Annotated in this window: 32 protein-coding genes; 18 read left to right on the forward strand and 14 right to left on the reverse strand. The window is 72.3% G+C overall.

Annotated features, from left to right (window positions below):
- Positions 1–10: 10 nt before the first annotated feature.
- Positions 11–676 carry a response regulator transcription factor gene (locus EWH70_RS28690; protein WP_130478647.1) on the forward strand — a complete coding sequence of 222 codons (666 nt, stop codon included), beginning with the start codon at positions 11–13 and terminating at the stop codon, positions 674–676.
- A 34-nt stretch (positions 677–710) separates the two neighbouring features.
- Here EWH70_RS28690 and shbA read toward each other — a convergent pair whose 3' ends face one another.
- The 4 genes from shbA to EWH70_RS28710 all read right to left on the reverse strand — a co-directional run bounded on the left by shbA (position 711) and on the right by EWH70_RS28710 (position 2,678).
- The gene (shbA, locus tag EWH70_RS28695) at positions 711–1,322 is read right to left on the reverse strand and encodes an RNA polymerase sigma factor ShbA (RefSeq protein ID WP_240687286.1); all 612 of its coding nucleotides are present in this window, start codon (positions 1,320–1,322) and stop codon (positions 711–713) included.
- A gap of 315 nt (positions 1,323–1,637) precedes the next feature.
- On the reverse strand, positions 1,638–1,934 hold the full coding sequence (locus EWH70_RS28700) for a DUF202 domain-containing protein (RefSeq protein WP_240687287.1): 297 nt from the start codon (positions 1,932–1,934) through the stop codon (positions 1,638–1,640).
- A complete protein-coding gene (locus EWH70_RS28705) occupies positions 1,931–2,269 on the reverse strand; it encodes a YidH family protein (protein WP_130478649.1) in 339 nt (112 codons plus the stop codon). Before EWH70_RS28705 ends, EWH70_RS28700 begins: the two co-directional genes overlap by 4 nt.
- 4 nt (positions 2,270–2,273) lie before the next feature.
- A complete protein-coding gene (locus EWH70_RS28710; RefSeq protein ID WP_130478650.1) occupies positions 2,274–2,678 on the reverse strand; it encodes a GtrA family protein in 405 nt (134 codons plus the stop codon).
- Between the two features lie 88 nt (positions 2,679–2,766).
- On the opposite strand from EWH70_RS28710, the gene EWH70_RS28715 reads away from it, so the two are divergent.
- Positions 2,767–3,129, forward strand: a complete 363-nt coding sequence (locus EWH70_RS28715) for a hypothetical protein (protein WP_130478651.1) — start codon at positions 2,767–2,769, stop codon at positions 3,127–3,129.
- Between the two features lie 75 nt (positions 3,130–3,204).
- Positions 3,205–3,525, forward strand: a complete 321-nt coding sequence (locus EWH70_RS28720; RefSeq protein WP_130478652.1) for a HesB/IscA family protein — start codon at positions 3,205–3,207, stop codon at positions 3,523–3,525.
- Between the two features lie 60 nt (positions 3,526–3,585).
- Here the strand turns inward: EWH70_RS28720 and EWH70_RS28725 are convergent, their stop codons facing one another.
- The 3 genes from EWH70_RS28725 to EWH70_RS28735 are packed head-to-tail and all read right to left on the reverse strand — an operon-like array spanning position 3,586 to position 6,198.
- Positions 3,586–4,056, reverse strand: a complete 471-nt coding sequence (locus EWH70_RS28725; protein ID WP_130478653.1) for a hypothetical protein — start codon at positions 4,054–4,056, stop codon at positions 3,586–3,588.
- Positions 4,057–4,108: 52 nt separating this feature from the next.
- Positions 4,109–5,233: a glycerate kinase gene (locus tag EWH70_RS28730; RefSeq protein ID WP_165436459.1), complete on the reverse strand. Its 1,125-nt coding sequence runs from the start codon at positions 5,231–5,233 to the stop codon at positions 4,109–4,111.
- Positions 5,234–5,235: 2 nt separating this feature from the next.
- Positions 5,236–6,198 (reverse strand): 2-hydroxyacid dehydrogenase, encoded by a 963-nt coding sequence (locus EWH70_RS28735; RefSeq protein ID WP_130478654.1) that lies wholly within the window; start codon positions 6,196–6,198, stop codon positions 5,236–5,238.
- Between the two features lie 82 nt (positions 6,199–6,280).
- Between EWH70_RS28735 and EWH70_RS28740 the strand changes: the two genes are divergently transcribed.
- The 7 genes from EWH70_RS28740 to EWH70_RS28770 are packed head-to-tail and all read left to right on the forward strand — an operon-like array spanning position 6,281 to position 11,951.
- Positions 6,281–7,078, forward strand: a complete 798-nt coding sequence (locus EWH70_RS28740; RefSeq protein ID WP_130478655.1) for a CoA transferase subunit A — start codon at positions 6,281–6,283, stop codon at positions 7,076–7,078.
- Positions 7,075–7,824 carry a CoA-transferase subunit beta gene (locus tag EWH70_RS28745; RefSeq protein ID WP_130478656.1) on the forward strand — a complete coding sequence of 250 codons (750 nt, stop codon included), beginning with the start codon at positions 7,075–7,077 and terminating at the stop codon, positions 7,822–7,824. The genes EWH70_RS28740 and EWH70_RS28745 overlap by 4 nt, the downstream gene beginning before the upstream one ends.
- Positions 7,821–8,993 carry a thiolase family protein gene (locus EWH70_RS28750; RefSeq protein WP_130478657.1) on the forward strand — a complete coding sequence of 391 codons (1,173 nt, stop codon included), beginning with the start codon at positions 7,821–7,823 and terminating at the stop codon, positions 8,991–8,993. Before EWH70_RS28745 ends, EWH70_RS28750 begins: the two co-directional genes overlap by 4 nt.
- Positions 8,993–9,358 carry a 4-carboxymuconolactone decarboxylase gene (gene pcaC, locus EWH70_RS28755; RefSeq protein WP_420809103.1) on the forward strand — a complete coding sequence of 122 codons (366 nt, stop codon included), beginning with the start codon at positions 8,993–8,995 and terminating at the stop codon, positions 9,356–9,358. The genes EWH70_RS28750 and pcaC overlap by 1 nt, the downstream gene beginning before the upstream one ends.
- Positions 9,351–10,145 (forward strand): IclR family transcriptional regulator domain-containing protein, encoded by a 795-nt coding sequence (locus EWH70_RS28760; protein ID WP_205669295.1) that lies wholly within the window; start codon positions 9,351–9,353, stop codon positions 10,143–10,145. The genes pcaC and EWH70_RS28760 overlap by 8 nt, the downstream gene beginning before the upstream one ends.
- Positions 10,138–10,707, forward strand: a complete 570-nt coding sequence (locus EWH70_RS28765; protein ID WP_130478659.1) for a nucleotidyltransferase family protein — start codon at positions 10,138–10,140, stop codon at positions 10,705–10,707. The genes EWH70_RS28760 and EWH70_RS28765 overlap by 8 nt, the downstream gene beginning before the upstream one ends.
- Before the next feature lie 53 nt (positions 10,708–10,760).
- Positions 10,761–11,951 carry an HNH endonuclease signature motif containing protein gene (locus tag EWH70_RS28770; RefSeq protein WP_130478660.1) on the forward strand — a complete coding sequence of 397 codons (1,191 nt, stop codon included), beginning with the start codon at positions 10,761–10,763 and terminating at the stop codon, positions 11,949–11,951.
- Positions 11,952–12,007: 56 nt separating this feature from the next.
- Here the strand turns inward: EWH70_RS28770 and EWH70_RS28775 are convergent, their stop codons facing one another.
- Positions 12,008–13,705, reverse strand: a complete 1,698-nt coding sequence (locus tag EWH70_RS28775; RefSeq protein ID WP_130478661.1) for a hypothetical protein — start codon at positions 13,703–13,705, stop codon at positions 12,008–12,010.
- Positions 13,702–14,481, reverse strand: a complete 780-nt coding sequence (locus tag EWH70_RS28780; RefSeq protein ID WP_130478662.1) for an AfsR/SARP family transcriptional regulator — start codon at positions 14,479–14,481, stop codon at positions 13,702–13,704. Before EWH70_RS28780 ends, EWH70_RS28775 begins: the two co-directional genes overlap by 4 nt.
- 75 nt (positions 14,482–14,556) lie before the next feature.
- On the opposite strand from EWH70_RS28780, the gene EWH70_RS28785 reads away from it, so the two are divergent.
- Positions 14,557–15,423 carry an AAA family ATPase gene (locus tag EWH70_RS28785; protein WP_130478663.1) on the forward strand — a complete coding sequence of 289 codons (867 nt, stop codon included), beginning with the start codon at positions 14,557–14,559 and terminating at the stop codon, positions 15,421–15,423.
- A 74-nt stretch (positions 15,424–15,497) separates the two neighbouring features.
- On the opposite strand, the gene EWH70_RS35635 is transcribed toward EWH70_RS28785, so the two are convergent.
- Positions 15,498–15,638, reverse strand: a complete 141-nt coding sequence (locus EWH70_RS35635; RefSeq protein WP_165436457.1) for a type 2 periplasmic-binding domain-containing protein — start codon at positions 15,636–15,638, stop codon at positions 15,498–15,500.
- A gap of 17 nt (positions 15,639–15,655) precedes the next feature.
- Between EWH70_RS35635 and EWH70_RS35980 the strand changes: the two genes are divergently transcribed.
- On the forward strand, positions 15,656–16,258 hold the full coding sequence (locus EWH70_RS35980; protein WP_205669296.1) for a hypothetical protein: 603 nt from the start codon (positions 15,656–15,658) through the stop codon (positions 16,256–16,258).
- On the opposite strand, the gene EWH70_RS28790 is transcribed toward EWH70_RS35980, so the two are convergent.
- Genes EWH70_RS28790 through EWH70_RS28805 form a run of 4 tightly spaced genes read right to left on the reverse strand, consistent with a single transcriptional unit; the run spans position 16,195 to position 18,953 of the window.
- Entirely contained in the window at positions 16,195–17,502 is a 1,308-nt protein-coding gene (locus EWH70_RS28790) for an ISL3 family transposase (protein WP_130478664.1), read from the reverse strand. The two genes, EWH70_RS35980 and EWH70_RS28790, sit on opposite strands and share 64 nt — an antisense overlap.
- A 48-nt stretch (positions 17,503–17,550) precedes the next feature.
- On the reverse strand, positions 17,551–18,402 hold the full coding sequence (locus EWH70_RS28795; protein ID WP_130478665.1) for a class I SAM-dependent methyltransferase: 852 nt from the start codon (positions 18,400–18,402) through the stop codon (positions 17,551–17,553).
- 4 nt (positions 18,403–18,406) lie between these two features.
- Positions 18,407–18,769 carry a VOC family protein gene (locus EWH70_RS28800; RefSeq protein WP_130478666.1) on the reverse strand — a complete coding sequence of 121 codons (363 nt, stop codon included), beginning with the start codon at positions 18,767–18,769 and terminating at the stop codon, positions 18,407–18,409.
- The gene (locus EWH70_RS28805) at positions 18,750–18,953 is read right to left on the reverse strand and encodes a ribbon-helix-helix protein, CopG family (protein ID WP_130478667.1); all 204 of its coding nucleotides are present in this window, start codon (positions 18,951–18,953) and stop codon (positions 18,750–18,752) included. The genes EWH70_RS28800 and EWH70_RS28805 overlap by 20 nt, the downstream gene beginning before the upstream one ends.
- A 197-nt stretch (positions 18,954–19,150) precedes the next feature.
- On the opposite strand from EWH70_RS28805, the gene EWH70_RS28815 reads away from it, so the two are divergent.
- From EWH70_RS28815 to EWH70_RS28840, 6 genes are all read left to right on the forward strand, one after another.
- On the forward strand, positions 19,151–20,041 hold the full coding sequence (locus tag EWH70_RS28815; RefSeq protein WP_240687288.1) for an EamA family transporter: 891 nt from the start codon (positions 19,151–19,153) through the stop codon (positions 20,039–20,041).
- Positions 20,038–21,141, forward strand: coding sequence for a vWA domain-containing protein (locus EWH70_RS28820; protein ID WP_420809104.1), 1,104 nt, complete (start codon positions 20,038–20,040; stop codon positions 21,139–21,141). The genes EWH70_RS28815 and EWH70_RS28820 overlap by 4 nt, the downstream gene beginning before the upstream one ends.
- Entirely contained in the window at positions 21,134–22,246 is a 1,113-nt protein-coding gene (locus EWH70_RS28825) for an XdhC family protein (protein ID WP_130478668.1), read from the forward strand. The genes EWH70_RS28820 and EWH70_RS28825 overlap by 8 nt, the downstream gene beginning before the upstream one ends.
- Before the next feature lie 128 nt (positions 22,247–22,374).
- Positions 22,375–22,929 carry a (2Fe-2S)-binding protein gene (locus tag EWH70_RS28830; RefSeq protein ID WP_130478669.1) on the forward strand — a complete coding sequence of 185 codons (555 nt, stop codon included), beginning with the start codon at positions 22,375–22,377 and terminating at the stop codon, positions 22,927–22,929.
- Complete coding sequence (locus EWH70_RS28835; protein WP_130478670.1) at positions 22,930–25,380, forward strand: xanthine dehydrogenase family protein molybdopterin-binding subunit; 2,451 nt, start codon at positions 22,930–22,932, stop codon at positions 25,378–25,380. It abuts the gene before it with no gap.
- Positions 25,377–26,231, forward strand: a complete 855-nt coding sequence (locus tag EWH70_RS28840; protein ID WP_130478671.1) for an FAD binding domain-containing protein — start codon at positions 25,377–25,379, stop codon at positions 26,229–26,231. The genes EWH70_RS28835 and EWH70_RS28840 overlap by 4 nt, the downstream gene beginning before the upstream one ends.

Genomic DNA, 26,231 nt, shown 5'->3' on the forward strand with positions numbered 1-26,231 from the left:
TGGAACACCGATGATCAGTGTGGTGCTGTGCGATGACCACACGTTGTTCTCCGACGCGCTGGCGGCCGTGCTGGCGCGGCACGGCTTCACGGTGCGCGGCAGCACCACCCGGCTCGACGGGGTGGTGTCGCTGGTGCGCTCGCGGCAGCCGGAGGTGTGCCTGCTGGACCGCAGGTTCGCCGAGGGCGACGCCCTGCACCTGATCGACCTGATCCGGGTGGCGTCGCCGGGGACCCGGGTGCTGGTGCTGACGGCCGACCGTGACGCCGCCGGTCAGCAGGAGGCGCTGCGGGCGGGGGCGGCCGGGTTCGTCCAGAAGACGTGCGGGGTGGCGGAGCTGACGGCCGCGATCCGCACCGTCGCGTCCGGGCAGACCGCGGTGAGCGCGGTGCCGGTGCAGGCGCGGCGCGAACCGGGCCGGCGCGGTGACGCCGCGGCGGCCCGCCGCCTGGCCGGGCACCTGACGGCGCGGGAGCGCGAATGTCTCGCGCTGCTGGTCGAGGGGCTGAGCACGAGCGAGATGGTCGACCGGCTGGGCGTGGCCACCACGACGGTGCGCACCCACGTCCAGGCGCTGATCAGCAAGCTCGGGGTGCACTCCCGGCTGGAGGCGGTGTCGCTGGCCGTGCGGCACTCCCTGCTGGACGAGCTGGAGACCCGCGCCCTGGTCGGCTGAGTCCGCTGGCCGCGCTGTGCTGTCGCCGGGGCAGCTAGAACTCCTTCTCCTGCTCGATCAGCTGGCGGAGCTTGGCCAGGGCGCGGTGCTGCGTCGTGCGCACGTTGCCCGGCGAGATGCCGATGGCCTCCGCGGTCTCCGTCGCGGACAGGCCGATGATCAGCCGCAGCGTGACGATCTCCTGCTGCACCGGCGTGAGCAGCCGCAGCTTCTCGGCGAGCCGCTCGCCGAGGTCGGCGCCGAGCGCGTGCCGTTCCGGCTCGTTGTCGCCGGAGAGCCCGGACATCTCCGGGAGCTCGGGCACCGGGTCGGAGCGGTCACGGGAGACCATCCGGAACGCGTCGGCCACCTTGTTCGACGCGATAGCGTGCACCAGGTACAGGAACGAGCCGCCGCGGTCGTGGTACTGCGGCAGCGCCTTGAGCACCGCCAGGCAGACCTCCTGCGCGACGTCGTCGGCGTTGACGTAGCCGAGGTCCCTGCCGCCCAGCCGCGCGCGGCAGTACCTGGTGACGCTCGGGGTGAGCAGGGTCACCAGCGCGTTGACGGCCTTCGCCTCGCCGGTGGCGGCCGCACGCACGATCGGCGCCAGCTCCTCCTTGGTGAGCCGGGGGTGCGTACTGACCGGCTCCTGCACGGCGGTCACGGGGCGCCGAGTCTGTCGACCGGACAAACTCGATTAATCATGACCCCTCCTGAGCTGGCGGACGGTCCTCGTTGTCGGTACGCCAAGTAAGTGCCACCTTGGTTCGTTACCCCATATTCCCTGCTCGGTGCCGCCTCGGAGCGAGCCGTCACCACCGTGCGTAATCCTAGACCGGCACGGGCCCGCACTCCAGGCATCACGCAGAGATTCCCCATTAGTACGAATGTGGCTCTCAATCGTGTTGCGGTTAGGGCGAAAGGGTGTACAGGGCGGGCGATTCGGTCGCCGTGCGCGCGGCCCCGTCGGCTGGGCCGTTCAGAGCAGGAACGGCACCGTCGCGAGAGCGGCCACCGCCACCGCCGCCGACACCGCGGCCAGCAGACCGGGCCGGGCGGCCGCCGGTGCGGACCCGCGCAGCGCCCGGTCGCGGCGCAGGCCGGCCACCACCAGCACCGCGGTCGCGGCCACCGCGAACGCGGCGGGCAGGATCGCCCAGCCGGGTCGCCGCACGGCCAGGTGAGTCAGCAGCAGCGCGCAGATCAGCCCGGCCAGCTGCGTACGGCGCCAGGCCAGCCGGGTGCGCTCGGGCTGCAGCCCGGCGTCGCGGCTCACCACACGACCACGAGCACGAGCGCGAACGCGGTGATCACCAGCGTGCCCGCGGACAGGACGAGCAGCACGCGGTTGTGCGGCAGCGGGTCACCCCGGCGCATCGCCTGCTGTACCCGCCGCCACCGCGGGTAGGCCGACGCCGCCAGCGCGGCGGCGAGGCAGGCGCACAACGCGGCCAGCACGGTCCGCGCGTGCGGCACGGTGAACTCGGGCAGGAGCTGGCGCACGGCCACCGCCCCGGCGAGCAGGCCCAGCGCCGTGCGGATCCAGGCCAGGAACGTCCGCTCATTGGCCAGGCTGAACCGGTAGTCCGGTTCGGACTCGCGCTGCGTCATGGGATCAGCGTGACACGTCCGCCGGCTGCCTGCGGGGACGGGCGAACACCCACCAGCGCAGGGCCACGAAACGGATGGTGCCGCCGAGCAGGCTGGCCGCCGCCAGCGCGAGCGTCTCCAGCTCGGGCGTCGGCACGGTCAGCCAGTCCAGGAGCAGCAGCACGACCGAGCCGTAACCGGCGTAGAACGCGATCGTGAGCACGGTCTGGGTGGCCCGGCGGACCGGATGGTCGGGCAGTCCGGCGAAGGTGACCCTGCGGTGGAACTCGGTGTTGGCCAGCGTGGTCAGCACGATCGCCACGATGTTCGCCCCGTGCGAGCCCAGCGGCGTGCGCAGCAGCAGGAACAGCAGCAGCTGGGCCAGGGTCGCGGCGACACCCGCCACCACGTACCAACCGGCGGCGATCATGGGCCTCTTCCGTTTCGTCGAGCCTGCGGCCGGGTACCGCTGGCGGTATTGGACCACGTCGAAGCTGAAGTCGTGCTGAGGAGCGTGCATGACGAACCCCACACCGGACCCCGACACGACCACCGCCGAGGACCTCGACGAGGACCGGCTGCGGGTCGATCCGCTGGAGGGCGGCGTCGAGCCGCCTGAGCACTGGAGCGCCGCCGACCGGTTCGGCACGACCGCGAACGAGCAGCGGGAGGGCGAGAGCATCGAGCAGAAACTCGCCGAGGAGCGGCCGGACACCGAGCCCGACGAGGTGCCCGAGACCCCGGTCGCCGCGGCCCCCGCCGAGGCGCTGGACCAGAGCATCGACGACGTGACCGGCGACGTCGAGCCGATCGTGCCACCCGACCGGGTCGACGGGCCGCGGTCGGACGCCGCCGAGCGCGGGCAGAGCGCCGACGAGTAGGTGCTTCTGCGAACGGCTGTCCCTGCCCCTACGGTGGGTGGGGACAGAGCGCACGCCAACGACAAGGAGCCTGACATGCTCGCCATGACAGACGCCGCGGCCCAGGCCATCAGCGCGCTGACCTCGCAGGACGGCCAGTCAGCCGCTGGCCTGCGGTTCGCCGTGCAGCAGGACGAGGGGGAGCAGGCCCAGCTGGCGCTGGCTGTCGCCCCCGCGCCCGAGGAAGGCGACCAGGTGCTCGGAACCGACAACGGGGCGACGGTGTTCCTCGCCCCGCAGGCGGCCGAGTTCCTCGACGACAAGGTCCTCGACGTCCAGCAGGACGAGCAGGGCCAGCTGAACTTCGCACTCTCGCAGCAGCCGGAGGGCTTCTCGCCCGGGCAGCCGGAGAGTTAGCGACGCGGACACCGTGACGGCCACCTTCGGCACGTGCCGAAGGTGGCCGTCACGCGTTCGTCAGGTCTCCGGCGTCGAGTACGGGCCACCGCGGTCCAGCGACGGGCTGACGCGCGGGTCGGCGCCGGGCTGTCCCGGCGCGGGGGTCACCACGGCGCCGGAACCACGCTGCCGGTCGGCCTGGGCGGGCGGCAGCCCGGATTCGGCGATGCGGTTGTCCCTGATCCGCGACAGCACCAGCAACGTCACGCCGTGCGCCGCCGCGAGGACCAGCAGCAACACGCCGAGCTTGGCGACCACGGCCTCCATCAGGCTGTCGTTGCCGAAGTCGACGGTCGACAACAGCGCCAGCAGGCCGAGTACCGCCAGGTGGAACAACACGGTGATCAGCCGCGTCATCGACGCGCTCGCGGTCGCGTCGCCGTAGGAGTGCTCGAGGTAGCGGCGGCCGCTGCGGTAGATAATCTGGCCGTCGGCGACGACCAGTAGCACGCCGAGGACCAGAAAGACCACGTAGGCGTTGGTGTCCACTGCCGGGCTCCCTTCGATGACACGCTGCCACCCGATGGGTACCCCGCGTCGCTCAGGAGAAACCGCGCCACTCCCGCACCAGCGCGGCCGTCTGCTCCCGCAGCAGGGCCGCCGCGTGGCGGCGGGCGTGCTCCAGCGAGGGCGCGTGCTCGATCAGCGCGCGGTGACCGGCCAGGCCCAGCCGGTTCACCTCGTCAGGGGTGAGTTTCACCCGGCCGGCTACGGCCAGCACCGGCAGTCCGTGCTCGCGGGCCAGCGCGGCGATGCCCGCCGGTGCCTTCCCGTCCAGGCTCTGGCTGTCCAGCGACCCCTCGCCGGTGATCACCAGGTCCGCCCCGGCGATGGCGTCCGGGACGCCGGTGAGCTTGCCCACCAGGTCGAATCCGGAGGCCACCCGCCCGCCCAGGCACGCCAGCGCACCGGCGGCGACCCCGCCGCCCGCACCGGCACCCGGGACGTCCCGGACGTCCGGGCACCCGGCGCGGACCAGCGCGTCCGCCCACGCCGACAGCGCCTTGTCGAGCACCGCCACCTCGTGCTCGCCCGCGCCCTTCTGCGGGCCGAACACCGCCGCGGCGCCGCGCTCGCCGAGCAGCGGGTTGGTGACGTCGGTGGCCACGCTGACCCGCACGCGGGCGAACCGCTCCCGCACCGCGGCGAGGTCCACCTCGGTCACCGCGCCCAGCGCACCGCCGCCGAGTCCGGCCTGCGCGCCCGTCCCGGTGCGGATCCGCCCGCCCAGCGCGGCGATCATGCCCGCGCCGCCGTCGGTGCTCGCGGTGCCGCCCACGGTCAGCACGACGTGGTCCGCGCCGCCGTCGACGGCGTGCCCGATCAGCGTGCCGACCCCGAACGTGTGCGCGGCCAGCGCCGTTTCCGTGCTCGGCCGCACGTACTCGATGCCGCAGGCCCTGGCCGACTCCACGTAGGCGGTGCCGTCGAGCACGGCGTAGTGGGCGTCGACCTCGTCGTCGAGCGGGCCGCGTACCCGCAGGTCCACCCGGGTCGCACCGGCGGCGTACAGCACGTCGAGCGTGCCCTCGCCACCGTCGGCGACCGGGCAGAGCGTCACCTCGGCGCCGGGCAGGGCGTCCCGGACGCCCTCGCCGATGGCCCGCGCGGCCTGCACGGCCGTCACGCTGCCCTTGAACTTGTCCGGCGCCACCACCACGCGCAACGTCACGAGGTCACCTCCGTCAGCGGGTCCTTCCCGGCGAGCACCGCGGCGACGTTGCGCGCGGCGAGCAGGGCCATCTCGGTCCGGGTCTCGACGGTCGCCGACCCCAGGTGCGGCGCGAGCACGACGTTGTCCAGCTCCAGCAGGCCCGGATGCACGTCCGGCTCGTGTTCGAACACGTCCAGGGCGGCACCGGCGATGACACCGTCGGCCAGTGCCCGCGCGAGCGCGGCCTCGTCGACGACCGGGCCGCGGGTGGTGTTGACCAGGTACGCGGACGGCTTCATCGCCCGCAGCGTGGCCGCGTCGATCAGGTGCCGGGTCCGCGGCGTCAGCGGGCAGTGCAGCGACACCACGTCGGCGGTGGCCAGCAGTTCGTCCAGTGACACGTGCCGGGCGGCCAGTTCGGTCTCCACGGCGGGATCGGCCCTGCGGCGTCCGGAGTAGACGATCTCCATGCCGAAGGCCCTGGCCCGCCTGGCGACCGCCCTGCCGATCTGGCCGAGGCCGACGATGCCCAGCGTCTTGTCCCGCAGTCCGCTGCCGAGCATGAACCCGAGGTGGAACGACCAGGGCCGCCGCGCGCGCAGCAGCCGCTCGCCCTCGCCGAGCCTGCGGGTCAGCATCAGCAGCAGGCCGAGGGTCAGGTCCGCGGTGGCGTCGGTGAGCACGCCGGGGGTGTTGGTGACCGTGATCCCGCGCTCGCGCAACGCGGGCACATCGACGTTGTCGTAGCCGACGGCCACGGTGGCCACGATCCGCAGGCCGGGCCCGGCGGCGTCGGCCAGCGTGCCGTCGACCCGGTCGTGCAGCATGCTCACCACCGCCGTGGCACCGCGTACCGCGTCGTGCAGCTCGGCGGGTTCCAGCGGACGGTCCTGTTCGGACACCCACACCTCACCCGCGCCACGCAGGACCTCCAGTGCGGCCTCGGGTATCCGTCTGGTGACCACGATCCTCGGCATGCCGCCAAACATAGCCAACGGCACGGGCTCCTGATAGTGTTCATATAGAGAACTAATGTTCGCAATGCGAACAGGAGGCGATATGGCCGAGCTGGTCCCGCTGAGCGAGGGGATCGCCGAACTGGTGCGCGACGGCGACACGGTCGCGCTGGAGGGCTTCACCCACCTCATCCCGTTCGCCGCCGGCCAGGAGGTCGTCCGGCAGCGCAAGCGGGATCTGACGCTGGTGCGGATGACGCCGGACCTGATCTACGACCAGCTGATCGGCGCGGGCTGCGCACGCAAGCTGATCTTCTCCTGGGGCGGCAACCCAGGAGTCGGTTCCCTGCACCGGTTCCGCGATGCGGTACAGCACGGCTGGCCGGTGCCGCTGGAGGTCGAGGAACACAGTCACGCCGGGATGGCCAACCGCTACGTCGCCGGTGCGTCCGGGCTGCCGTTCGCGGTGCTGCGCGGTTACGCCGGCACCGACTTGCCCGGCCAGACCGCCACCGTGCGCACGATCGAGTGCCCGTTCACCGGCGAGCGGCTGGCCGCGGTGCCCGCGCTCAACCCCGACGTGACCGTCGTCCACGCCCAGCGTGCCGACCGCAGGGGCAACGTCCAGCTGTGGGGCATCACCGGCATGCAGAAGGAGGCGGTGCTCGCCGCGAAACGGTCACTGGTGACCGTGGAGGAGATCGTCGACGAGCTGGAGCCGCGGCCGGGAGCGATGGTGCTGCCGTCCTGGGCGGTGACGGCCGTCGCCGAGGCACCCCGGGGTGCCGCCCCGTCCTACGCGGCCGGCTACTACGACCGGGACAACGACGCCTACCAGGCATGGGACGCGGTCAGCAGGGACCGTGCGGCGTTCACCGCCTGGCTGGAGGAGCTGGCATGAACTACACGACCGACGAGATGATGACCGTCGCCGCCGCCCGTGCGCTGCGTGACGGCACGTCCTGCTTCGTGGGGATCGGCCTGCCCAGCACGGCCGCCAACGTCGCCCGCCGCACGCACGCGCCCGGCCTGACGCTGGTGTACGAATCCGGTTGCCTGGGCGCGAAACCCGAGCGGCTGCCACTGTCCATCGGGGACGGTGAGCTGGCCGAGACCGCGGACGCCGTCGTCGGCGTCGCGGAGATCTTCAACTACTGGCTGCAGCCCGGCCGGATCGACGTCGGCTTCCTCGGCGCGGCGCAGCTCGACCGCTTCGGCAACATCAACACCACCGTGATCGGGCCGGACTACCACGACCCGGTCGTCCGGCTGCCCGGCGCGGGCGGTGCGCCGGAGATCGCCGCGTCCTGCCGCGAGGTGTTCGTCGTGCTGCGGCAGAGCACCCGTGCGTTCGTGGAGAAGGTCGACTTCGTCACCTCGGTCGGTCACGGGGCCGGGCCGGGCGACCGGGAACGGCTCGGCCTGCGTGGTGCCGGTCCCACGCTGGTGGTCACCGACCTCGGCCTGCTGCGGCCGGATCCGGAGACCCGGGAGCTGACGCTGACCGACCTGCACCCCGGTGTGTCGGCCGACCAGGTGCGGGCGGCCACCGGCTGGGACCTGAAGGTGGCGCCTACGCTCGGCACCACGCCCGCTCCCACCGAGGAGGAACTGTCCGTGCTGCGCGCGTTGAAGGAGAAGTCGTGACCGCCTACGTGCTCGACGCCGTCCGTACCCCGTTCGGCCGCTACGGCGGTGCGTTGTCGAAGGTGCGGCCCGACGACCTGGCCGCGCACGTCCTGCGCACGCTGGCCGGGCGCACCGCGTTCGACCCCGGCGAGATCGACGAGGTCGTGCTCGGCGACGCCAACGGCGCCGGTGAGGACAACCGCAACGTCGCCCGCATGGCGGCGCTGCTCGCCGGCTGGCCGACGTCGGTTCCCGGAGCCACGGTCAACCGGCTGTGCGGGTCCGGGCTGGACGCCATCGGCCAGGCCAGCCGCACCATCGAGACCGGCGACGCCGACCTCGTCGTCGCGGGCGGGGTCGAGTCGATGAGCCGCGCGCCGTTCGTGCTGCAGAAGCCGGACAAGGCGTTCCCGAGCGCGTCGCAGACGCTGCACTCGACGGCGCTGGGCTGGCGGATGGTGAACCCGGCCATGCCGGAGAAGTGGACCGTGTCGCTGGGGGAGTCGACCGAGGGGCTGGCGGAGTCCTACGGCATCGGCAGGCCGGAGCAGGACGCGTTCGCGCTGCGCAGCCACGAACGGGCCGCCAAGGCGTGGACCGACGGGTTCTACGACGACCACGTCGTCGAGGTGCCCGGCACCGGGCTGGCCTCCGACGAGGGCATCCGCCCGGACTCCACGCTGGAGAAGCTGGCCGGTCTCAAGCCGGCGTTCCGCGCGGGCGGCACGGTGACCGCCGGCAACTCCTCGCCGCTGTCCGACGGCGCGTCCGCGGTGTTGCTGGGCAGCGAGGCGGCGGCGGGCAGGCTGGGTGTCACCCCGCTGGCCCGCATCGCCGGGCGGGGTGCGGCGGGCGTCGACCCCGACGTGTTCGGCGTCGGCCCGGTGCGGGCGGCCGAGATCGCGTTGCGCCGCGCCGGCATCGGCTGGCAGGACCTGGCGGCCGTCGAGCTGAACGAGGCGTTTGCCGCGCAATCGCTTGCGTGCCTGGCCGACTGGCCGGAACTGGATCCGGATGTTGTCAACATCCGAGGTGGCGCGATCGCCATCGGGCACCCGCTGGGCGCGTCCGGCGGGCGGATCCTCGGCACGCTGGCGCACGAGTTGCGGCGCCGCGGTGGCGGCTGGGGTCTCGCGGCCATCTGCATCGGCGTCGGCCAGGGGCTGGCCGTGGTGCTGGAGGCGTGATGTCCGGGATGTCCGAGGGTGAGCGGGTCCGCCGCGAGGTGCTCGGTGACGAGCACGTCGACCGGGCGATGGCGGCGGCCACCGAGTTCACCCGGCCGTTCCAGGAGTACCTGACCGAGGCGGCGTGGGGCTCGGTGTGGAGCAGGCCGGGTCTGGACCGCCGCACGCGCAGCGCGCTGACCCTGGCGGTGCTGACGGCGCTGGGCGCGCGCGACGAGCTGGCCATGCACGTCCGCGCGGCCGTCCGCAACGGGCTGTCCGAGGCGGAGATCTCGGAGGTGCTGCTGCACACCGCCGTCTACGCCGGGATGCCCGCGGCCAACGCGGCGTTCGCCGTCGCGCAGCGGGAGCTGAGTGGTGACTGAGGACGGGCGCGGTGCCCACCACGTGCAGTCGCTGGAGCGCGGGCTGGCGGTCATCCGCGCGTTCGGCGCCGACACTCCCGAGCTGACGCTGAGCGACGTGGCCCGCGCGACCGGGCTCACCCGCGCGGCGGCGCGGCGGTTCCTGCTCACCCTGGTGGACCTCGGCTACGTGCGCACCGACGGCAAGTACTTCGCGCTGACCGCGCGGGTGCTGGAACTGGGGTACGCCTACCTGTCCGGGCAGGCACTGCCCGAGCTGGCGCTGCCGCATCTGGAACGGTTGTCCGAGCAGGTGGGGGAGTCCAGTTCGGTGTCCGTTCTGGACGGTACCGACGTCGTCTACGTCAGCCGGGTCGCGGTGTCGCGGATCATGACCGTGTCGATCACCGTCGGCACGAGGTTCCCCGCGCACGCCACGTCGATGGGCCACGTGCTGCTGGCCGGTCTGGACGAGGCGGAGCTGGACGCCTACCTCGCCGCGGCCACCCTGGACCGGCTGACCTCGCGCACCATCACCACCGGCACCGACCTGCGGGCGGCGCTGGCCAGGGTGCGGGTACAGGGCTGGGCGCTGGTGGACCAGGAACTGGAGGAGGGACTGCGGTCGGTGGCCGCACCGATCCGGGACCGCCGCGGCAGGGTGGTGGCGGCGGTCAACGTCTCCAGCCACGCCAGCCGGACCACCCTGGAGGCCGCGCGCCGGGACCTGGTGCCCCCGCTGCTGGCGGCCGCCGCCCGGATCGAGGCGGACCTGTCGATGACACCGGCGGCACGCGAGCATGGCTGAGCGCGTCGCGGGCCTGCTGCTGGCCGCCGGTGCCGGCCGGCGCTTCGGCAAGCCGAAGGCGCTGGTCGAATGGCACGGTGAACCGCTGGTGCGCCGGGCAGTCCGCGTGCTGCGGGACGGCGGTTGCGATCCGGTCCGCGTCGTGGTCGGCGCCGCCGCGGCGGACGTGACGGCCCTGCTGGACCCCGCGCAGGTCGTCCCGGCTCCGGACTGGGCGCGGGGAATGGGGGCGTCGCTGCGCGCCGGACTCACCGCTCTGTCCGAAGTGGACACTGGGGCCGTACTGGTGCACCTGGTGGACCTGCCCGGTGTACCGGCCGGGGTGGTGGCGCGGCTGGGCGCGTTCGCGGGCCCGGAAATCGTGGCACGGGCGGCCTACGACGGGGTGCCCGGACACCCGGTGCTGCTCGGGCGGCGCTGGTGGGGGGAGATCGCCGAGGCGGTGTCCGGCGATCGCGGCGCCCGCGACTGGCTGGCTGGACGGCCGGACCTGCGCCTGGTCGAGTGCGGCGACCTGGGCAGCGGCACGGACGTGGACCGCCCGCGGGACCTGCACCCCTAGGATCGCTCGATCGTGTGATGGTTTCGAACACATGTTCGTAATACGATGGTGATGTGTTCGAGAAACCTGGCACCCGCCTGTGGCGGCACTCCGACGAGGAGGTAGCCGCCATCATTCAGCGTGGCCAGGAAAAGATGGCCGCGGCCGCTGCCGAGGTACTGGAAGGCCTGGCGGAGCTGAGCGCCCGCGGGGCCGATTTCGGGTTCCGGGATCTGGTGGCGTTTCAGGTGGACAACCTGAACGTCTCCCGGTCGCTGGCCAAGACACGGGTGCAGCTGGCTCAGGAACTGTTCAGCTCGCTGGCCGCGACCGGTGCGGCGCTGGCGGCGGGTGAGGTGTCGTTGGAGCACGCGGTGGAAATCCACCGTGCTATTACGGCGTTGCCGGTCGAGGCGCGGGAGGGTTTCGAGGACATTCTGCTGACCCTGGCTCGCACGGCCCCACCGACGGCGGTGCGCAAGGCCGGGGACAACATCCGGGCCAGGGTCGATCAGGACAGTGCGCCGCCGGACGAGGACGCGCTGGCGCACCCGGTGCGTGAGTTCCGCTCGAAGACCGACCGGCATGGCCGGTACCGGTTCGCCGGAACCCTCGACCCGGAAACCGGGGCCACCCTGGACGGGTTGTTCGATGTGCTGGCCAAACCCTGCGCGGCCGAGGAAGGTCTGCCGGATCTACGCGATCAGGCCGAGCGGAAGGGTGACGCACTGGCCGAGATGATCGAACTGGTCGCCCGCACCGAGGACTTGAGTACCCAAGGCGGGGAACGGGCCGTGGTCACGGTGACCACGACGCTCGACGACCTGCAACGTCGCGCCGGACCCGCGATCCTCGACGGCGCCGGATACCTCAGCGCCTCCGCACTGTCCCGATTGTGCTGCGAAGCCAAACTCGTCCCGGCCGTGTTCGGTTCCGAGGGTGAGGTGCTGCACCTGGGCCGCGATGTCCGGCTGGCCACCAAAGCCCAGCGCCGTGCCCTCGCCCTGCGCGACGGCGGCTGCGCCTTCCTTGGCTGCACACGGAAACCCCGCTGGTGCGTGGCACATCACGTCCGCGAGTGGCAACACGGCGGACAGACCACAGTGGACGAGATGATCCTCCTGTGCGGCAGGCATCACCGGGTCATCCACCACACCGACTGGACCGTCACCATGGTCCACGGCAAACCACAGTTCCATCCCCCGGCCTGGCTTACCAGGCGCCGAAGACCCAGTACCAACCCCTACCACCGAATCCCCGCCTGACCCGGAGGCGCGGGCCCGCCCGAACGCGGGCCCGCGCGAGCCGGGCACTCAGGACACTAGCGCCAGAGTATGTCCTTCAGCGGTTCGAAGGACTTCTCGACGTTCAGCGAGCCTCCGGCCGGGCCGGAGAAGCCGCTCTTGGTCGTGACGCGCCGCTTCCCGTCCTCGCCCCTCTCGACGCCCGCGCTCCAGGACACGCCCGGACCGATCCACACCTCGGGCTGGATGCCGGCCGACATCGGCCCGTCCTCCGCGGTGCCCTTCGGGAGCGAGACCGCGGCCCCGGCACGCAGCTCGGCTTCCGCACCGTACTCACCCTTCAAAGGGTTGAGCGTGATGCCGCCCTCGGCGTTGACGCCGACGGTCGTCTCGACGTCGCCCGAGACCTTGAACGGGCCGTTGGCGTACTCGACGGGGGTGCCCGCACGCAGCCCGGCGAAGCCGTTCCCGCTGACCTGAAGGCCGTTCTGCAGGCTGACCGACGCGTCGGCCTCGGCGTTCGCACCGAACGTGCTGCTGCCGATCACCTTCGGGGGACGACCCTGCGCGTTGATCTTCGGTTCGAGGAACTCGACGTCCCACAGGTAGGCGTGCGCCTTGACGCTTCCGAGGCTGCCCTTGCCGTCCGGGCCGGTCGCCTCGATGCCCGCGTTGGGGCCCTTGGATCGCATGCCGGGGACACGCGGCCGCAAGTAGTCCAGGGCGTACTCGCAGCCGGTGTTGCACCAGCGGCCGTAGCCGATCCGCCGGTTCGACTGCCCGGTGCCCGACGTCGACCGCACCCGCGAGGTCGTGGCGGCCCGCTGCCGCGTCGGCGCTGCAGGGGGCTTCGCCGTGTGACCACGGCGGGGCTCGACCGCAGGCCGCTTGCCCGGCTGCCGCAGCGCCTCGCCGACGCCCGGGATCACGCCCGCGGTGGCGCGGCTGGGTTTGCTCTTCGGGGTGCTGGCGGTGTTGCGGCCGGGTTTGCTCTTCGGGGTGTCGGTGGTGTTGCGGTTGGTTTTGCCGGCCGTGGTGCGTGGTGTGTCGTTGCGTCCGGCGGCGGCGAGGCCGGGGATGGTGTGGGAGGGGTTGTTTGTTCTGCTGTGTGGGGTGGGTTTGGGCAGTTCGGTGGTGCGGCGGGAGTCGGTTTTGCCGGCCGTGGCGCGCAGTGCGTCGTCGCGGCCGGAGGCGGCCCGCCCCGACATGACCGATCCCGGGCGCTTGGCCTCGCCGGCGCTCGCGCGGTACCGATTCTGGCTGCTCGTAGGAGGTTTGATTGTCCGCTTGACGCCGGACGACGGCGTCGTGAGCGGGGTCGTGGACCGGCGCGCCGGACTGGTCGCCGGGGGTCTCTTGGCTTGGTCGTTCCGGTTCGGCCGGGCGGCGGTGCTGCGGTTGGGGGTGCCGAGGCTCCGCTTGATGCCGGTGGCCAGACCGGTAGCGGTGAAGGGGCTGGCGGCCGTCCTGCCCAGCGACGCCGGCCGCGCGCCGAGGGTGCTGCCGGTGGTCGTGAGGCCGCTACGTCCCAGCGCGGACGGCTTGGGCTTGCTGGCCGTGGCGCTGCCGGCCTTCTGCATCGTCGAGGTGATCTTCTTCGCCACCGTTGCCGGGGGCCGGAAGGGAGCCTTGGACTGCCCGCTCCCGGCGCCGGGCCCGTGGTTGACCGGGATCGGAGCGGCCTGCGCCTGCTGCGCCGCGCCCAGGATGAACAGCGCCGACAGCGCACCGCCGGACAAGGTGAACAGGATCGGCCGGACTATCGATGGTTTCATGGTGTCCTTCCTTCCGCGCGTGCTGAGAAGCCTGGACCAGGCGGATGCACCGCCGATGCAGCCGCGATACACCGCGGGGCCGGCGCCCGCAGGGTCTGCTGATAGGCGCCGGTGAGGTCGGTGCCCGGGTCGACGCCCAGTTCGCTGCGGAGCAACCTCCGGGCCTCGTCATAGGCCAGCAGTGCTTCGCCACGGCGGCCGGCGTGGCGAAGGGCGTCGACGAGCCGCGCCCACGTGCTCTCCCGTAGCGGCTCGGCGAGCGTGAGTTCGCGCAGCAGGGGGATAGCCTCGGACGCCCGCCCCGCTGCCGTCAGTGCCGCGGCCAGGGACTCCCGGACCTGCCGGCGTAACTCATCGAGCCCTGCCACGACCGGAGCGGTCACCGACGGGGGCAACTCGGCGTAGGGCGTGCCGCGCCACAGCTCCAGTGCCGCTCGCAGCCTGTCGACGGCGGGCACCTGGTGGGCGGCGCCACGGAAGCGGTCCACGTCGACCTCGCCGGGCCGCGTTCGCAGCCGGTACCCGCCGGGCCCTGCCTCGATCCGGCTGCCCAGCGTCCTCCGGAGCCGCCAGACGTAGCTGTTGATGTTGGATCGCGCGGACGTGGGCGGTGTGGCCTGCCACCAGATCGTGCCGGCCAGCTGGTCGCGGTCCACCCACTCGCCCTCGTGGTAGAGCAGGGTCGTCAGCAGTACGGCGGGCTTGCCGGCGAGCCTGGTGACCTGCTCGCGGCCTGGCGGCCGCACCTCCAGCGGGCCGAGCACGCGGTACAGCATTCCCCCACCTCCGTCCGGCCCCAGGGTGGGCGGCCGAGCATGAGGATTCGATGACACACGATCTACGCTCGACCCGTGACAGGCTCACCGGACGAACTGGCCGCCCTGCTCGACGGCACGGGCTACCTGCCCGACGACGGGGTGGCCACAGCGGCCTTCCTCGCGTTGCGGCTGGGCAGACCGCTGTTCTGCGAGGGCGAGCCCGGCACCGGGAAGACCTCGCTGGCCACCGCGCTGGCGCGGGCACTGGACCTGCCGCTGGTACGCCTGCAGTGTCACGAGGGCATCGACGCCGCGCAGGCGCTCTACGAGTGGGACTTCCCCCGGCAGCTACTGCACCTGCGCGCGCTGGAAGCCGGTGCCAACGGCGGCCTGGACCCGGCCGAGGCCGAGCGTTCGCTCTACACCGAACGGTTCCTGCTGGCCCGGCCACTGCTGCGGGCACTGCGCGAGCGGTGCGTGCTGCTGGTGGACGAGGTCGACCGGGCCGACGACGAGTTCGAGGCGTTCCTGCTGCAGGTGCTGGACGAGAACGCGGTGACCATTCCCGAGCTGGGCGAGGTGCGGGCGGCCGACCCGCCGCTGGTGGTGCTGACCTCCAACCGCACCCGCGAGGTCCACGACGCGCTGAAACGGCGCTGCCTCTACCACTGGCTCGAACACCCCGGCCTGGCCCGCGAGGTGGCGATCCTGCGGCGCCGCCTGCCGGGCGTCGGGGAGCGGCTGGCCGGCCAGGTGGCCACGGCCGTCCAGCGGCTGCGGCAGCAGGACCTGCTCAAGCCGCCGGGCGTGGCCGAGTCGCTGGACTGGGCGCGGGCGCTGATGGCGCTGGGCCGCGACGAACTGGACGCGGAGACCGCCGGGCGCACCCTGGGGGCCGTGCTGAAGTACAGCGAGGACACCGATCGCGTGCGCACCCAGCTGGACGCCCTGCTGGCCTGATCCGGCGCCGGTCAGCGGCCGAGCAGCGCCTCCGCCAGCGCCGCCGCGTACCGGTCGCCGGGGTCGTGCTGCACTTACACGGTCCGGTGCACGGGCGGATCCAGCGGCAGCAGCGCCACGTCGGGCGGCGCCGGCCGCGGTACCGCCAGCGCCGGGACCACACCGGCGGTGATCCCTGCCGACACCATGGCGAGCACCGTCGCCGTGTCGCGCACCGTGGTCGGGCCGCCAGGTGACGCCGTGCCGCGCGAACGCGGCCGCCAGCAGGGGACCGCAGGTGCCGCCCGGGTCGGCGACCCCGGCGGAGACCAGGTCGGCCAGTGCGACGCGCTCGGCCCGGCCGAGCGGATGCCACCGGGGCAGCACGGCGAGGAACTCGTCGGTGATCGTGGCGGCCCGCTCGGCGAGCGGCACCGTGGTCACCGCGACGTCGACCGTGGCCTCGCCGAACCACTCCGCCAGCTCGTCGTCGTCGCCGCGCACGGTCAGCACCCGCAGGTCGGGGCCAGTCGGCACGCAACCGCTCGACCGCGGCGGGCACCAGGACACCCAGGGCGCTGGGGACGGCACCGACCCGCACCCGGGCGGCCTCGCGGGGCCCAGCCAGGTCCTCGATCGCGGCCAGCCCGGCCAGCACGGTCCTGGCGTGCTCGGCGACCTCGCGGCCGAGCGCGGTCGGCACGGCACCGTCCTGGCCACGCTGGAGCGGCCGCCCGCCCAGCCGCCGCTCCAGGGTGGCGACCGCCCGGCTGACCGCGGACTGGGGGCTCTTCACAAACGAAGGTGTAACAGCGGTCTGAAGCCGCCAGTCTCCAGTAGGGATCTGGCGATGTAGTTGGTCAGGTTGCGGAAGCCGAGGGCGCTGCCTCGGAGATGTTCGAGCCGGCCGTTGAGCGCCTCGGTCGGTCCGTTGGAGGTGCCGGGCCGGTCGAAGTACGCTAGAACGTCGGCCGCACGCTGCTTCAGGGTCCGCCCCAGGGTGATCAGCTCGGTCAGTGCCTTCGGCACCCCGCTGCTGAGGTCGGCAATGAGCTTGACCATCAGGTCGCGTCCACGGCGGCGATCCTCGTGCCGGTACGCGGTGATCATCCTCTGGTAGATGCCCCAGGTCGCTTCGACCTCGACGTGGCGTTCTTCAGCGAACAGGCGGCGGAGCCGGTCGGCCTGTCGGTCGGTGAGCAACCCGGCACCGGTGTGCAGCGTGCGACGACACTTGTAGAGCGGGTCGTCCTTGAAGCCGCGGTGGCCGTGGATCGCGAGCTGCACGCGGCGACGGCACTTGTCCAGTGCATCGCCGGCCAGGCGGACGACGTGGAAAGGATCCATCACCGCGACCGCGTCGGGGACCTCCTCTGCAGCAGCGGTCTTGAATCCGGTGAACCCGTCCATCGCGACGACTTCGATGCCGTCGCGCCACGCCTGCGGACGCTCGTTGAGCCAGGTCTTGAACGCCTGTTTGGAGCGGCCTTCGACCATGTCGAGCAGCCGGGCCGGTCCGGTGCCGTCGCGGACGGGGGTGAGGTCGATGATCACGGTGACGTACTTGTCACCACGCCTGGTGTGTCGCCACACATGTTCGTCTACGCCGATAACCGCCACCCCGTCGAACCGGTGCTCGTCGTCGATGAGCATGCGCTTGCCCGCGGCCAGCACGGCGTCGTTGGCGGTGTTCCACGCCACTCCGAGACCCTCGGCGATCCGGGCCACGGTCAGATCCTGAATCACGATGCCCTCTAGTGCCCACTGCAGCCCGCGGCGCGACAACTTTGCCCGCGGCTCGGCCGCCAGCCTGGTGTCCTGACGCCACACATGTCCACAGCCAGTGCAGCGGTAGCGGCGCACGATGACCTCCAGTGTTGTCGGCCGCCAGCCAAGTGGCTCATGCGCTAATCGGCGCGCCACGGTGTCACGGGGTCTTCCCTCGGCTCCGCAGTGGTGACACCACTGGTCCGGCTCCACGACCCGACAGGCGAGCACGGCGCGATCGGGGTCGATCTGCTGCCCGATGGCCTCCAGGCCGAGCTCGTCAAGTCCGCAGAACGTGGTTAGGTCAGCGCAAGAGAAGCTGCATTCGCGCACGTGAAGACCGTCTGGGTGGCTGCGTGAGATCCGCTGAGACCGCGACTCCTACCCGGAGCCGACTCGATGCCTTCCGACCGTGGCGATCACGAGATCTTCTCCTCCGACAGGACTGAGCCCATCGTGGCGTTCGGCGAAGTAGCGTTCGTGCAAGTCGGTCGAGGTGATGACGTCGACGCCCGTGAACCCTGTGTCACGGGCCATGTTGGTGGCCTGGTCAGGTGTCAACAGACTCAACCAGGGGTGTCCGGAGGCAGCGGCGCCCTTTGCGGCGCCTTCAAGGATGGGGCGGACCTCGGGCGGAGCCATCTCGATGGGCCGCGAGTAGCTGAACACCATGATGGAGCCCGCTGCGAGTGATGCGGCTTGACGTAGGCTCGTCGAGATCGCCTCCTGCGTGAGATACATGGTCACGCCGAGCATCGAGACGACAGCTGGTTCCGCGGTATCGAGCCCGGCCTCTACAGCTTTGGCAAGCCACGATTCACCGGCCTCGAAGTCGACCGGCACCAAGTGCAGGCGCTCTGGGTCGAGGAGCCCGAGCTGGACAAGCCGGTCCCGCTTCCAAGCTTGGGTGGCGGGCTCGTCGACCTCGAAGACGCGCACGGGCCCCTTGTGTCGCTGAGGGAAGGTGTCGAGGCCGGCGCCCAGGACGACGTACTGACACGCACCAGAGGCAATGAGGGTGTCCTCGACAGCGCGGGCGCGTGCCACGATCGAGGCGCGATTGGGCCGCGTCCGCATTGGGTCCATGTCCGGACGTGTCTGCCAGCCCTGGTCGACGCCCGCGATCTCCAGCCCGATGCGATCCTCGAGAACGTGCGGCGCGTCGTCCACCAGCGTGTGCAGCGCCCGCCACAGTGCCGTGCGAACTGCGGTGGAATCAGGTTCCCCGGACACGACCCTAGGCCCCCGAGGTGGGGTCGTTCAGTGGCGCCTGGAGGCCCCAGACCCGGCCGTCGGGATCTCGGAGCGTGGTCATCGCGGTTCCGAAGTGCGTGGGCTCGAACGGCCCATCGACGCCGAGGGCCTTCAGTTTCTGCTCGGCAGCCGCGGCATCGGGGATCTTCAACACCGGCTGCAGACCCGGAGCACGATCTTCGGGGATCTCGGCGATGAACACCGGCGGCCCGATCTTGCTGCGCAACTGGCCGGACTGATGATCCGTCTCGAACTCGAGTTCGTACCCCAACGCCTGGAAGAACCGGGCTGCCTTGCCCCAGTTGTGCGTCTCCAGGAACAGAGCCTCAATGCCCTCGCTCACCATGCCAGTTCCTCTTCCTCTCACTGGATCGCGGTCGTGACGCGTCTGCTTCGTCCAGATAGGCCGCCAGCGACTCGGCCACAATCGAACTCAGCGACCGCTCCGACTCAACCGCGTGATGCTTGACGCGCTTGATCAGCTCCACCGGCAGGTACACGTTGAACTGCTTGACCTGCTCCGCGCTCACCCAAGGATGCTAGCACGCTAGATCACTAGCTAGGAGTTGCGACCCGACGACGTGCGAGCGCGCTACCACGCGCACCCGGCGGCTTCAGGTGACACGGCCCCGGCCACGTCCGGTTCAACGGCCTCCAGGACACCTTCAGCGCTCGCCCCTTCCTGACAACCAGGCACGCGCACCAGCGCTGCTACCTACACCTTCGATTGCGAAGAACCGGACTGGGTCAGGCCGAGCGCGCCGGCGGCCCGGGTGAACCCGCCGTGCTCGCCCACCGCGAGCAACGCCCGTACCTGGGCCAGCGTGACGTCCCGTTCGCACTGGCCGGATTGTGGTTGTGCTGGGGATCGTCGTTCCCGGCGATGCGGGTCATGGTCGAGACCCTGCCCCCGCTGCTGGCCGCCGGGCTGACGCTGGCCGCGGTGCGCAGGCCCGCGCTGGACCGGCGCACGGTCCTCGCCTCGGCGCGCACCGGGTGCTGCCTTCTCGGCGCGCAGGGCGCGGTCGCCGTGGCCCAGCGGAACGTTCCCGCCAGCACGGCGGCGATCCTCGTCGCCGCCGTGCCGCTGTGGATCACGCTGCTGCGCGCGGTCACCGGCGACCGGCCCACCCGCGCGGCGATCCTGCGGACACTCACCGGGTTCGCCGGCGTCGTCGTGGTGCTGGTGGGGTCGCACAGCGGCGGTGGCTGGACACCCTGGGCACTGCTGGTGATCGCCGCGTCGGTGCTGTGGGCCGCCGGGACCGTCCAGGCGGCCCGCACCCGGCCGGCCACCGCCCTGCAGCTGGCCACCGGCGGCGCGCTGCTGCTCGCCCTCGGCCTGCTGGTGGGGGAGCGGGTCGACCCGGCGTCGGTCAGCACGGCGTCCTGGCTGGCCGCCGCCCACCTGGTACTCGTCGACTCGCTGGCCGGATTCCTGCTGTACAACCGGTTGCTGGCGACGCAGCCGGTGTCGCTGGTCAGCACCTACGCCTACGCCGTCCCGGTCGTGGCCTACCTGATCGGGGTTCTCGTGCTCGGCGAGCCGTTCCACCCGCTCGTCCTCGCCGGTGCGGCGGTCGTCGTGGCCGGTGTCGCCGCCGAGGTCCGGGCATGATGGAAGGCATGGACCCGCTGCCCGGGCTGCTCGGCTTCACCACCGCCCTGCGAGAGGCCGGCCTGCCCTGCGACCAGCGTCGCGTCCAGGCCTACCTCGCCGCGTGCGAGCAGCTCGGCGCCGGCGACCGCGGCAGGCTGTACTGGGCGGGCAGGCTCACCCTCTGCGCCGACCCGGACGACCTGCCCCGCTACGACCGGGCGTTCGCCGCCTGGTTCGGCGACACCCCGCCGCCGGTGGCGCCGCGGCGCCGGGCAACGCCGCGGCGTACCCGCATCGCGCCGCTGGCCGACGGCGGCGGCACGGCCACCCGGGAGGCGGAGCCGGTCACCGTCGCCGCCTCCGACGCCGAGGTCCTGCGGCACCGCGACCTGGCGGCCCTGACCGCCGCCGAACGCGACCACCTCCGCGAACTGCTCGCCACCCTGCGCCCCGCGCCGCCGCTGCGCCGCTCCACCCGGCACCGGCCGGCCCGCCGCGGCCCGCTGGACCCGGCCCGCACCCTGCGCGCGCTGCTCGCGACCGGCGGCGAACCGGCCCCGCCCGCCCACCGCGCCCGAGCGCGACGGCCACGCCGGGTGGTGCTGCTGATCGACGTCTCCGGCTCGATGAATCCCTACGCCGACGCGCTGCTGCGGTTCGCCCACGTCGTCACCCGCGCCGCGCCGCGCACGGTCGAGGTCTTCACCCTGGGCACCCGGCTGACCCGCGTCACCCGGCAACTGCGGCAGCGCGACCCCGAACTGGCCGTGCTCGCCGCGGGCCGCGCCGTCCCCGACTACGCGGGCGGCACCCGGCTCGGCGAGACCCTCAAGGCGTTCCTCGACCGCTGGGGACAACGCGGTACGGCACGGCGGGCCGTCCTCGCGATCTTCTCCGACGGCTGGGAACGCGGCGACGCCGCGCTGCTCGGCGAGCAGGTCGCCAGAGCCCGCCGGCTCGCGCACCGCGTGTTCTGGGTCAATCCGCACGCGGGCCGCGAGGGTTACGCTCCCGTGCAGTCCGGCATCGTGGCGGCCCTGCCGCACGTCGACCGGATGCTGGCCGGGCACAGCCTGGCCACCCTGCGACGATTCCTGCTGGAGATGGCCGATGCGTGACGTACTCGACGAGCTGCACCGCCGCTGGGCCGGCGGCGAGACCGTGGGCCTGGGCACCGTGGTGGCCACGTTCTCCTCCGCGCCCCGCGCGCCGGGCGCGGCCATGCTGGTCGGCGCCGACGGCACGGTGACCGGCAGTGTCTCCGGCGGCTGCGTCGAGGGCGCGGTGTACGAACTGGCCCAGCAGGTCCGCGCCGACGGTGTGCCGGTCCTGCAGCGCTACGGGGTCAGCGACGACGACGCCTTCGCCGTCGGGCTCACCTGCGGCGGCATCATCGACGTCTACGTCGAGCGCGTCGACCGGGAGAGCCTGCCGCAACTGGGCGAGATCACCGACTCCGTCCACAACGGACAGCCGGTCGCGGTGGCGACCGTGGTCGAGCACCCCGACGCGGACCGGCTGGGCCGCAGGCTGGTGGTCTGGCCGGAGCGCACCGCCGGCACGCTCGGGTCGGCGAGGGCCGACGACGCGGTCGCCGACGACGCACGCGGGCTGCTGGCCAGCGGGCGCACCGGCACCCTGCACTACGGCCCGGACGGCCAGCGGCGCGGCGAGGGCATGGCGGTGTTCGTCAACTCCTTCGAACCGCCGCCGCGGATGCTGGTGTTCGGCGCCATCGACTTCGCCGCCGCGATGGCCGAGCTGGGCGCCTACCTCGGCTACCGGGTCACCGTCTGCGACGCCCGGCCGGTGTTCGCCACCGCGAGCCGGTTCCCGCAGGCCGACGAGGTCGTGGTCGACTGGCCGCACCGCTACCTGACGGCCGAGGCCGAGGCCGGCCGCGTCGACCAGCGCACCGTCGTCGCGGTGCTCACCCACGACCCGAAGTTCGACGTGCCCGTGCTCGAGGTGGCGCTGCGGCTGGACGTGGGCTACGTCGGCGCCATGGGTTCGCGGCGGACCCACCTGGACCGCATGGCCAGGCTGCGCGAGGCCGGACTCGGCGAGGCCGAGCTGTCCCGGCTGTCCTCGCCGATCGGGCTGGACCTCGGCGCGCGCACCCCGGAGGAGACCGCGGTGTCGATCGCCGCGGAGATCATCGCCCTGCGCTGGGGCGGCAAAGGACGTCGTCTCGCGGACCTGGACGGCCGCATCCACGGTTGACGACCTGCCCGTTCGCACGCATCTGCGGGCCCGGTGGCCCAGTCGCCTGACTGGGGGTTGCAGCTGTCGGTGGGAAGAGAGACGCTCGCCTGTGAGCCCGATCACTGCCGCCCACCACTGGAGGCTCGATGCGCATCACTGTCACCGTCGACGGAACCAGCTACACCGACGAGGTCGAACCGCGCACGCTGCTGGTGCACCACCTCCGTGAACGCCTTGGCAAGGTGGGCACGGTCGTCGGCTGCGACACCAGCAACTGCGGTGCCTGCACCGTTCACCTGGACGGGCACAGCGTGAAGTCCTGCTCGGTGCTGGCGGTCCAGGCCGACGGCTGCGAGATCACCACGGTCGAGGGCCTGGCCCGCGACGGCGAACTGCACCCCGTGCAGCGAGCCTTCCACGACAACCACGCCCTGCAGTGCGGCTTCTGCACGCCCGGGATGATCATGCAGGCGCTCGACCTGCTGGCCGACAACCCCGACCCGGACGAGAAGGCCGTCCGCGAGGGCCTGGAGGGCAACCTCTGCCGCTGCACCGGCTACCAGAACATCGTCCGCGCGGTCCGCGACGCCGCGCACCACATGCGCCCCGGTGAGGGGCCGGAGGCCGAGCGTGTCGACGACGAGGTCGCCGAAACCGCTCGCGCCCGCGCCGCCAGTCAGGTCGGGGGAGGTGGCGAATAGATGACCGCCACCGCCGAACCCACACCGGAGATCGGCAAGGCCCGTCTGCGCAAGGAGGACGCCAGGCTGATCACCGGCCGCACCCGGTGGACCGACAACCTCACCCTGCCCGGCCTGCAGTACCTGGCCGTCCTGCGCAGCCCGGTGGCCCACGCGAAGATCACCCGCATCGACGTCGGCGAGGCCAGGCGGCAGCCGGGCGTCGTGGCCGTCTACACCGGAGCGGACTTCGCCGAGGAACAGGGCAGCCTGCCGTGTGCCTGGCCGATCACCGAGGACCAGAAGGCCCCCGACGCGCCGGCGCTGGCCGTCGACCAGGTCAACTTCGCCGGTGAGGCCGTCGCCGTCGTGGTCGCCCGCAGCAGCTACGAGGCACACGACGCGCTCGAGTTCATCGACGTGGACTACGAGGACCTGCCGGTGGTGCTCGACCTGGAGCGCGCCGCCGAGGACGGCGGCGACCTCGTCCACCCCGGCCTGGGCACCAACCGCAGCGCCATCTGGATCTTCGACTCCGCCGAGGCGGGCACCGGCGGTGACGTCGAGCAGGCCCTCGCCGACGCCGAGGTGGTCGTGCGCCGCACGTTCCGCCAGCAGCGGCTGATCCCGGCGTTCATGGAACCCCGCTCGGTCATGGTCGACCCGACCGGGGAGCAGGTCACCATGTGGTCGGCCACGCAGGTGCCGCACATCCTGCGGCTCATGCTGGCGATGACGCTGGGCGTGCCGGAGCACAAGGTGCGGGTCATCGCACCCGACGTCGGCGGCGGCTTCGGCGGCAAGCTGCAGGTCACCCCCGAGGAGGTGTTCACCTTCCTGGTGGCCCGCAGGCTGGGCAGGCCGGTGAAGTACACCGAGTCGCGCTCGGAGTCGCTGCAGTCCGCCCACCACGGCCGCGACCAGGTGCAGCGGCTGACGATGGGTGCCCGGCGGGACGGCACGATCACCGCGCTGAAGGTCGAGCTGCTCGCCGACATGGGCGCCTACCTGCGGCTGGTCAGCCCCGGCGTGCCGATCCTCGGCGCGTTCATGTTCAACGCCATCTACAAGATCCCGGCCTACCACTTCGCGTGCACGAACGTGTTCACCAACAAGGTGCCCACCGACGCCTACCGCGGCGCGGGCCGTCCGGAGGCCACCTTCGCCATCGAGCGGATGATGGACGAGCTGGCCGCCGAGGTCGGCGTTGAGCCGATGGAGGTACGCCAGCGGAACTGGATCAGGCACGACGAGTTCCCCTACACCACGGTCGCGGGCCTGACCTACGACACCGGCAACTACGAGGCGGCGACCGAGAAGGCCAAGAACCTCTTCGGCTACGACGACCTGCGCCGGGAACAGCGGCAGCGGCGGGAGAACAACGACCCGGTGCAGCTGGGCATCGGCATCTCGACGTTCACCGAGATGTGCGGCCTGGCGCCGTCACGGGTGCTCGGCTCGCTGTCCTACGGCGCGGGCGGATGGGAGCACGCGGCCATCCGCATGCTGCCCACGGGCAAGGTCGAGCTGGTCACCGGTTCCTCGCCACACGGCCAGGGACACGAGACGGCCTGGAGCCAGATCATCGCCGACCAGCTCGGCGTGCCGTTCGAGGACGTCGAGGTCATCCACGGCGACACCCAGTCCTCGCCGAAGGGCATGGACACCTACGGGTCGCGGTCGCTGACCGTCGGCGCGATCGCCGCGGTCAAGGCCGCGGAGAAGGTGATCGCCAAGGCCAAGCCGATCGCCGCGCACATGCTGGAGTGCGCGGAGTCCGACGTGGAGTTCACGGCGGGCCGGTTCGGCGTACGCGGGGTGGCACCGAGCGAGTCGGCGCCGACCATCCAGGACATCGCGCTGGCGGTGTTCGCCGCACACGACCTGCCCGACGGGGTGGAACCGTCGCTGGACTCGGAGGCCACCTTCGACCCGGAGAACTTCTCCTTCCCGCACGGCACCCACCTGTGCGCGGCCGAGGTCGACACCGAGACCGGCCGGGTGCGGCTGCGGTCCTACGTGTGCGTCGACGACATCGGCACGGTGATCAACCCGCTGATCGTCGAGGGCCAGGTACACGGCGGGCTGGCGCAGGGCATCGCGCAGGCGCTGTTCGAGGAGGCCGTGCACGACGAGTACGGCACCCTGACCACCGGCACGCTCGCCGACTACCTGGTGCCGTCGGCGGCCGACCTGCCCGAGTTCACCACCGACCGCACCGAGACGCCGTCGACGACCAACCCGCTGGGCGCCAAGGGCGTCGGCGAGGCGGGCACCATCGCGTCCACCCCGGCCGTGGTGAACGCGATCATCGACGCCGTGCGGCACCTCGGTGTGTCCGACATCGAGATGCCGTGCACCCCGATGCGGGTGTGGCGGGCCATCCACACCGGTGAGTCCGCCGCGGGCGGGCTCGGCGGCGAGCCCGGCGGCGGGCTGGGCTCGATCGACGCTTCTGGAGGTGCCCGGTGATCCCCGCGGCGTTCGACTACGTAGCTCCCTCCACAGTGGACGAAGCGGTCCGCGCGCTCGCCGAGGCCGGTGAGGACGCCAAGCTCCTGGCAGGCGGCCAGAGCCTGCTGCCGGTGCTGCGGATGCGGCTGGCCGCCCCGTCCACGGTGGTCGACCTGGGCAGGATCTCCGAACTGCGCGGCGTGAGCGAGGACGGCGACGCGCTGGTCATCGGCGCGATGACCACGCACTACGAGGTGCAGCGCGACCCGCTGGTCGCCGAGCACGCGGCACTGCTGGCCAGGGCGACCGACACGGTGGCCGACCCGCAGGTCCGCCACCGCGGCACGTTCGGCGGTTCGCTGGCCCACGCCGACCCGGCGGGCGACCTGCTCGCCCCGGCACTGGCGCTGGACGCGGAGATGGTCGTCGCCGGCCCGGACGGGCGGCGCACGGTGCCGGCGTCGGAGTTCTTCACCGACCTGTTCACCACGGCCATGGACGCCGGCGAGATCCTGGTCGCCGTCCGGGTGCCCAAGCACACCGGCTGGCGGGCGCACTACGAGAAGTTCAACCGGGTCGCGCAGGCCTGGTCGATGGTGGCCGTGGCGGCGGCGGTGCGTGCCGACGGCGGCAACATCGCCGAGGCCAGGGTCGGGCTGACCAACATGGCGTCGGTCCCGGTGCGGGCACGGGCCGTGGAGGAGGCGCTGGTCGGGCGGCCGGCCACCGCCGAGGCGGTGCGGGCCGCGGCCGAGCACGCCGCCGAGGGCACCAGCCCGCCGACCGACGGCAACGCCGACGCCGACTACCGCAGGCACCTGGCGAAGGTGCTGACCGGCCGTGCCGTGCTCGCCGCGATGGCGGGGTGA

The sequence above is a fragment of the Amycolatopsis suaedae genome (assembly GCF_004214935.1).
In the GTDB taxonomy this organism is placed as follows: domain Bacteria; phylum Actinomycetota; class Actinomycetes; order Mycobacteriales; family Pseudonocardiaceae; genus Amycolatopsis; species Amycolatopsis suaedae.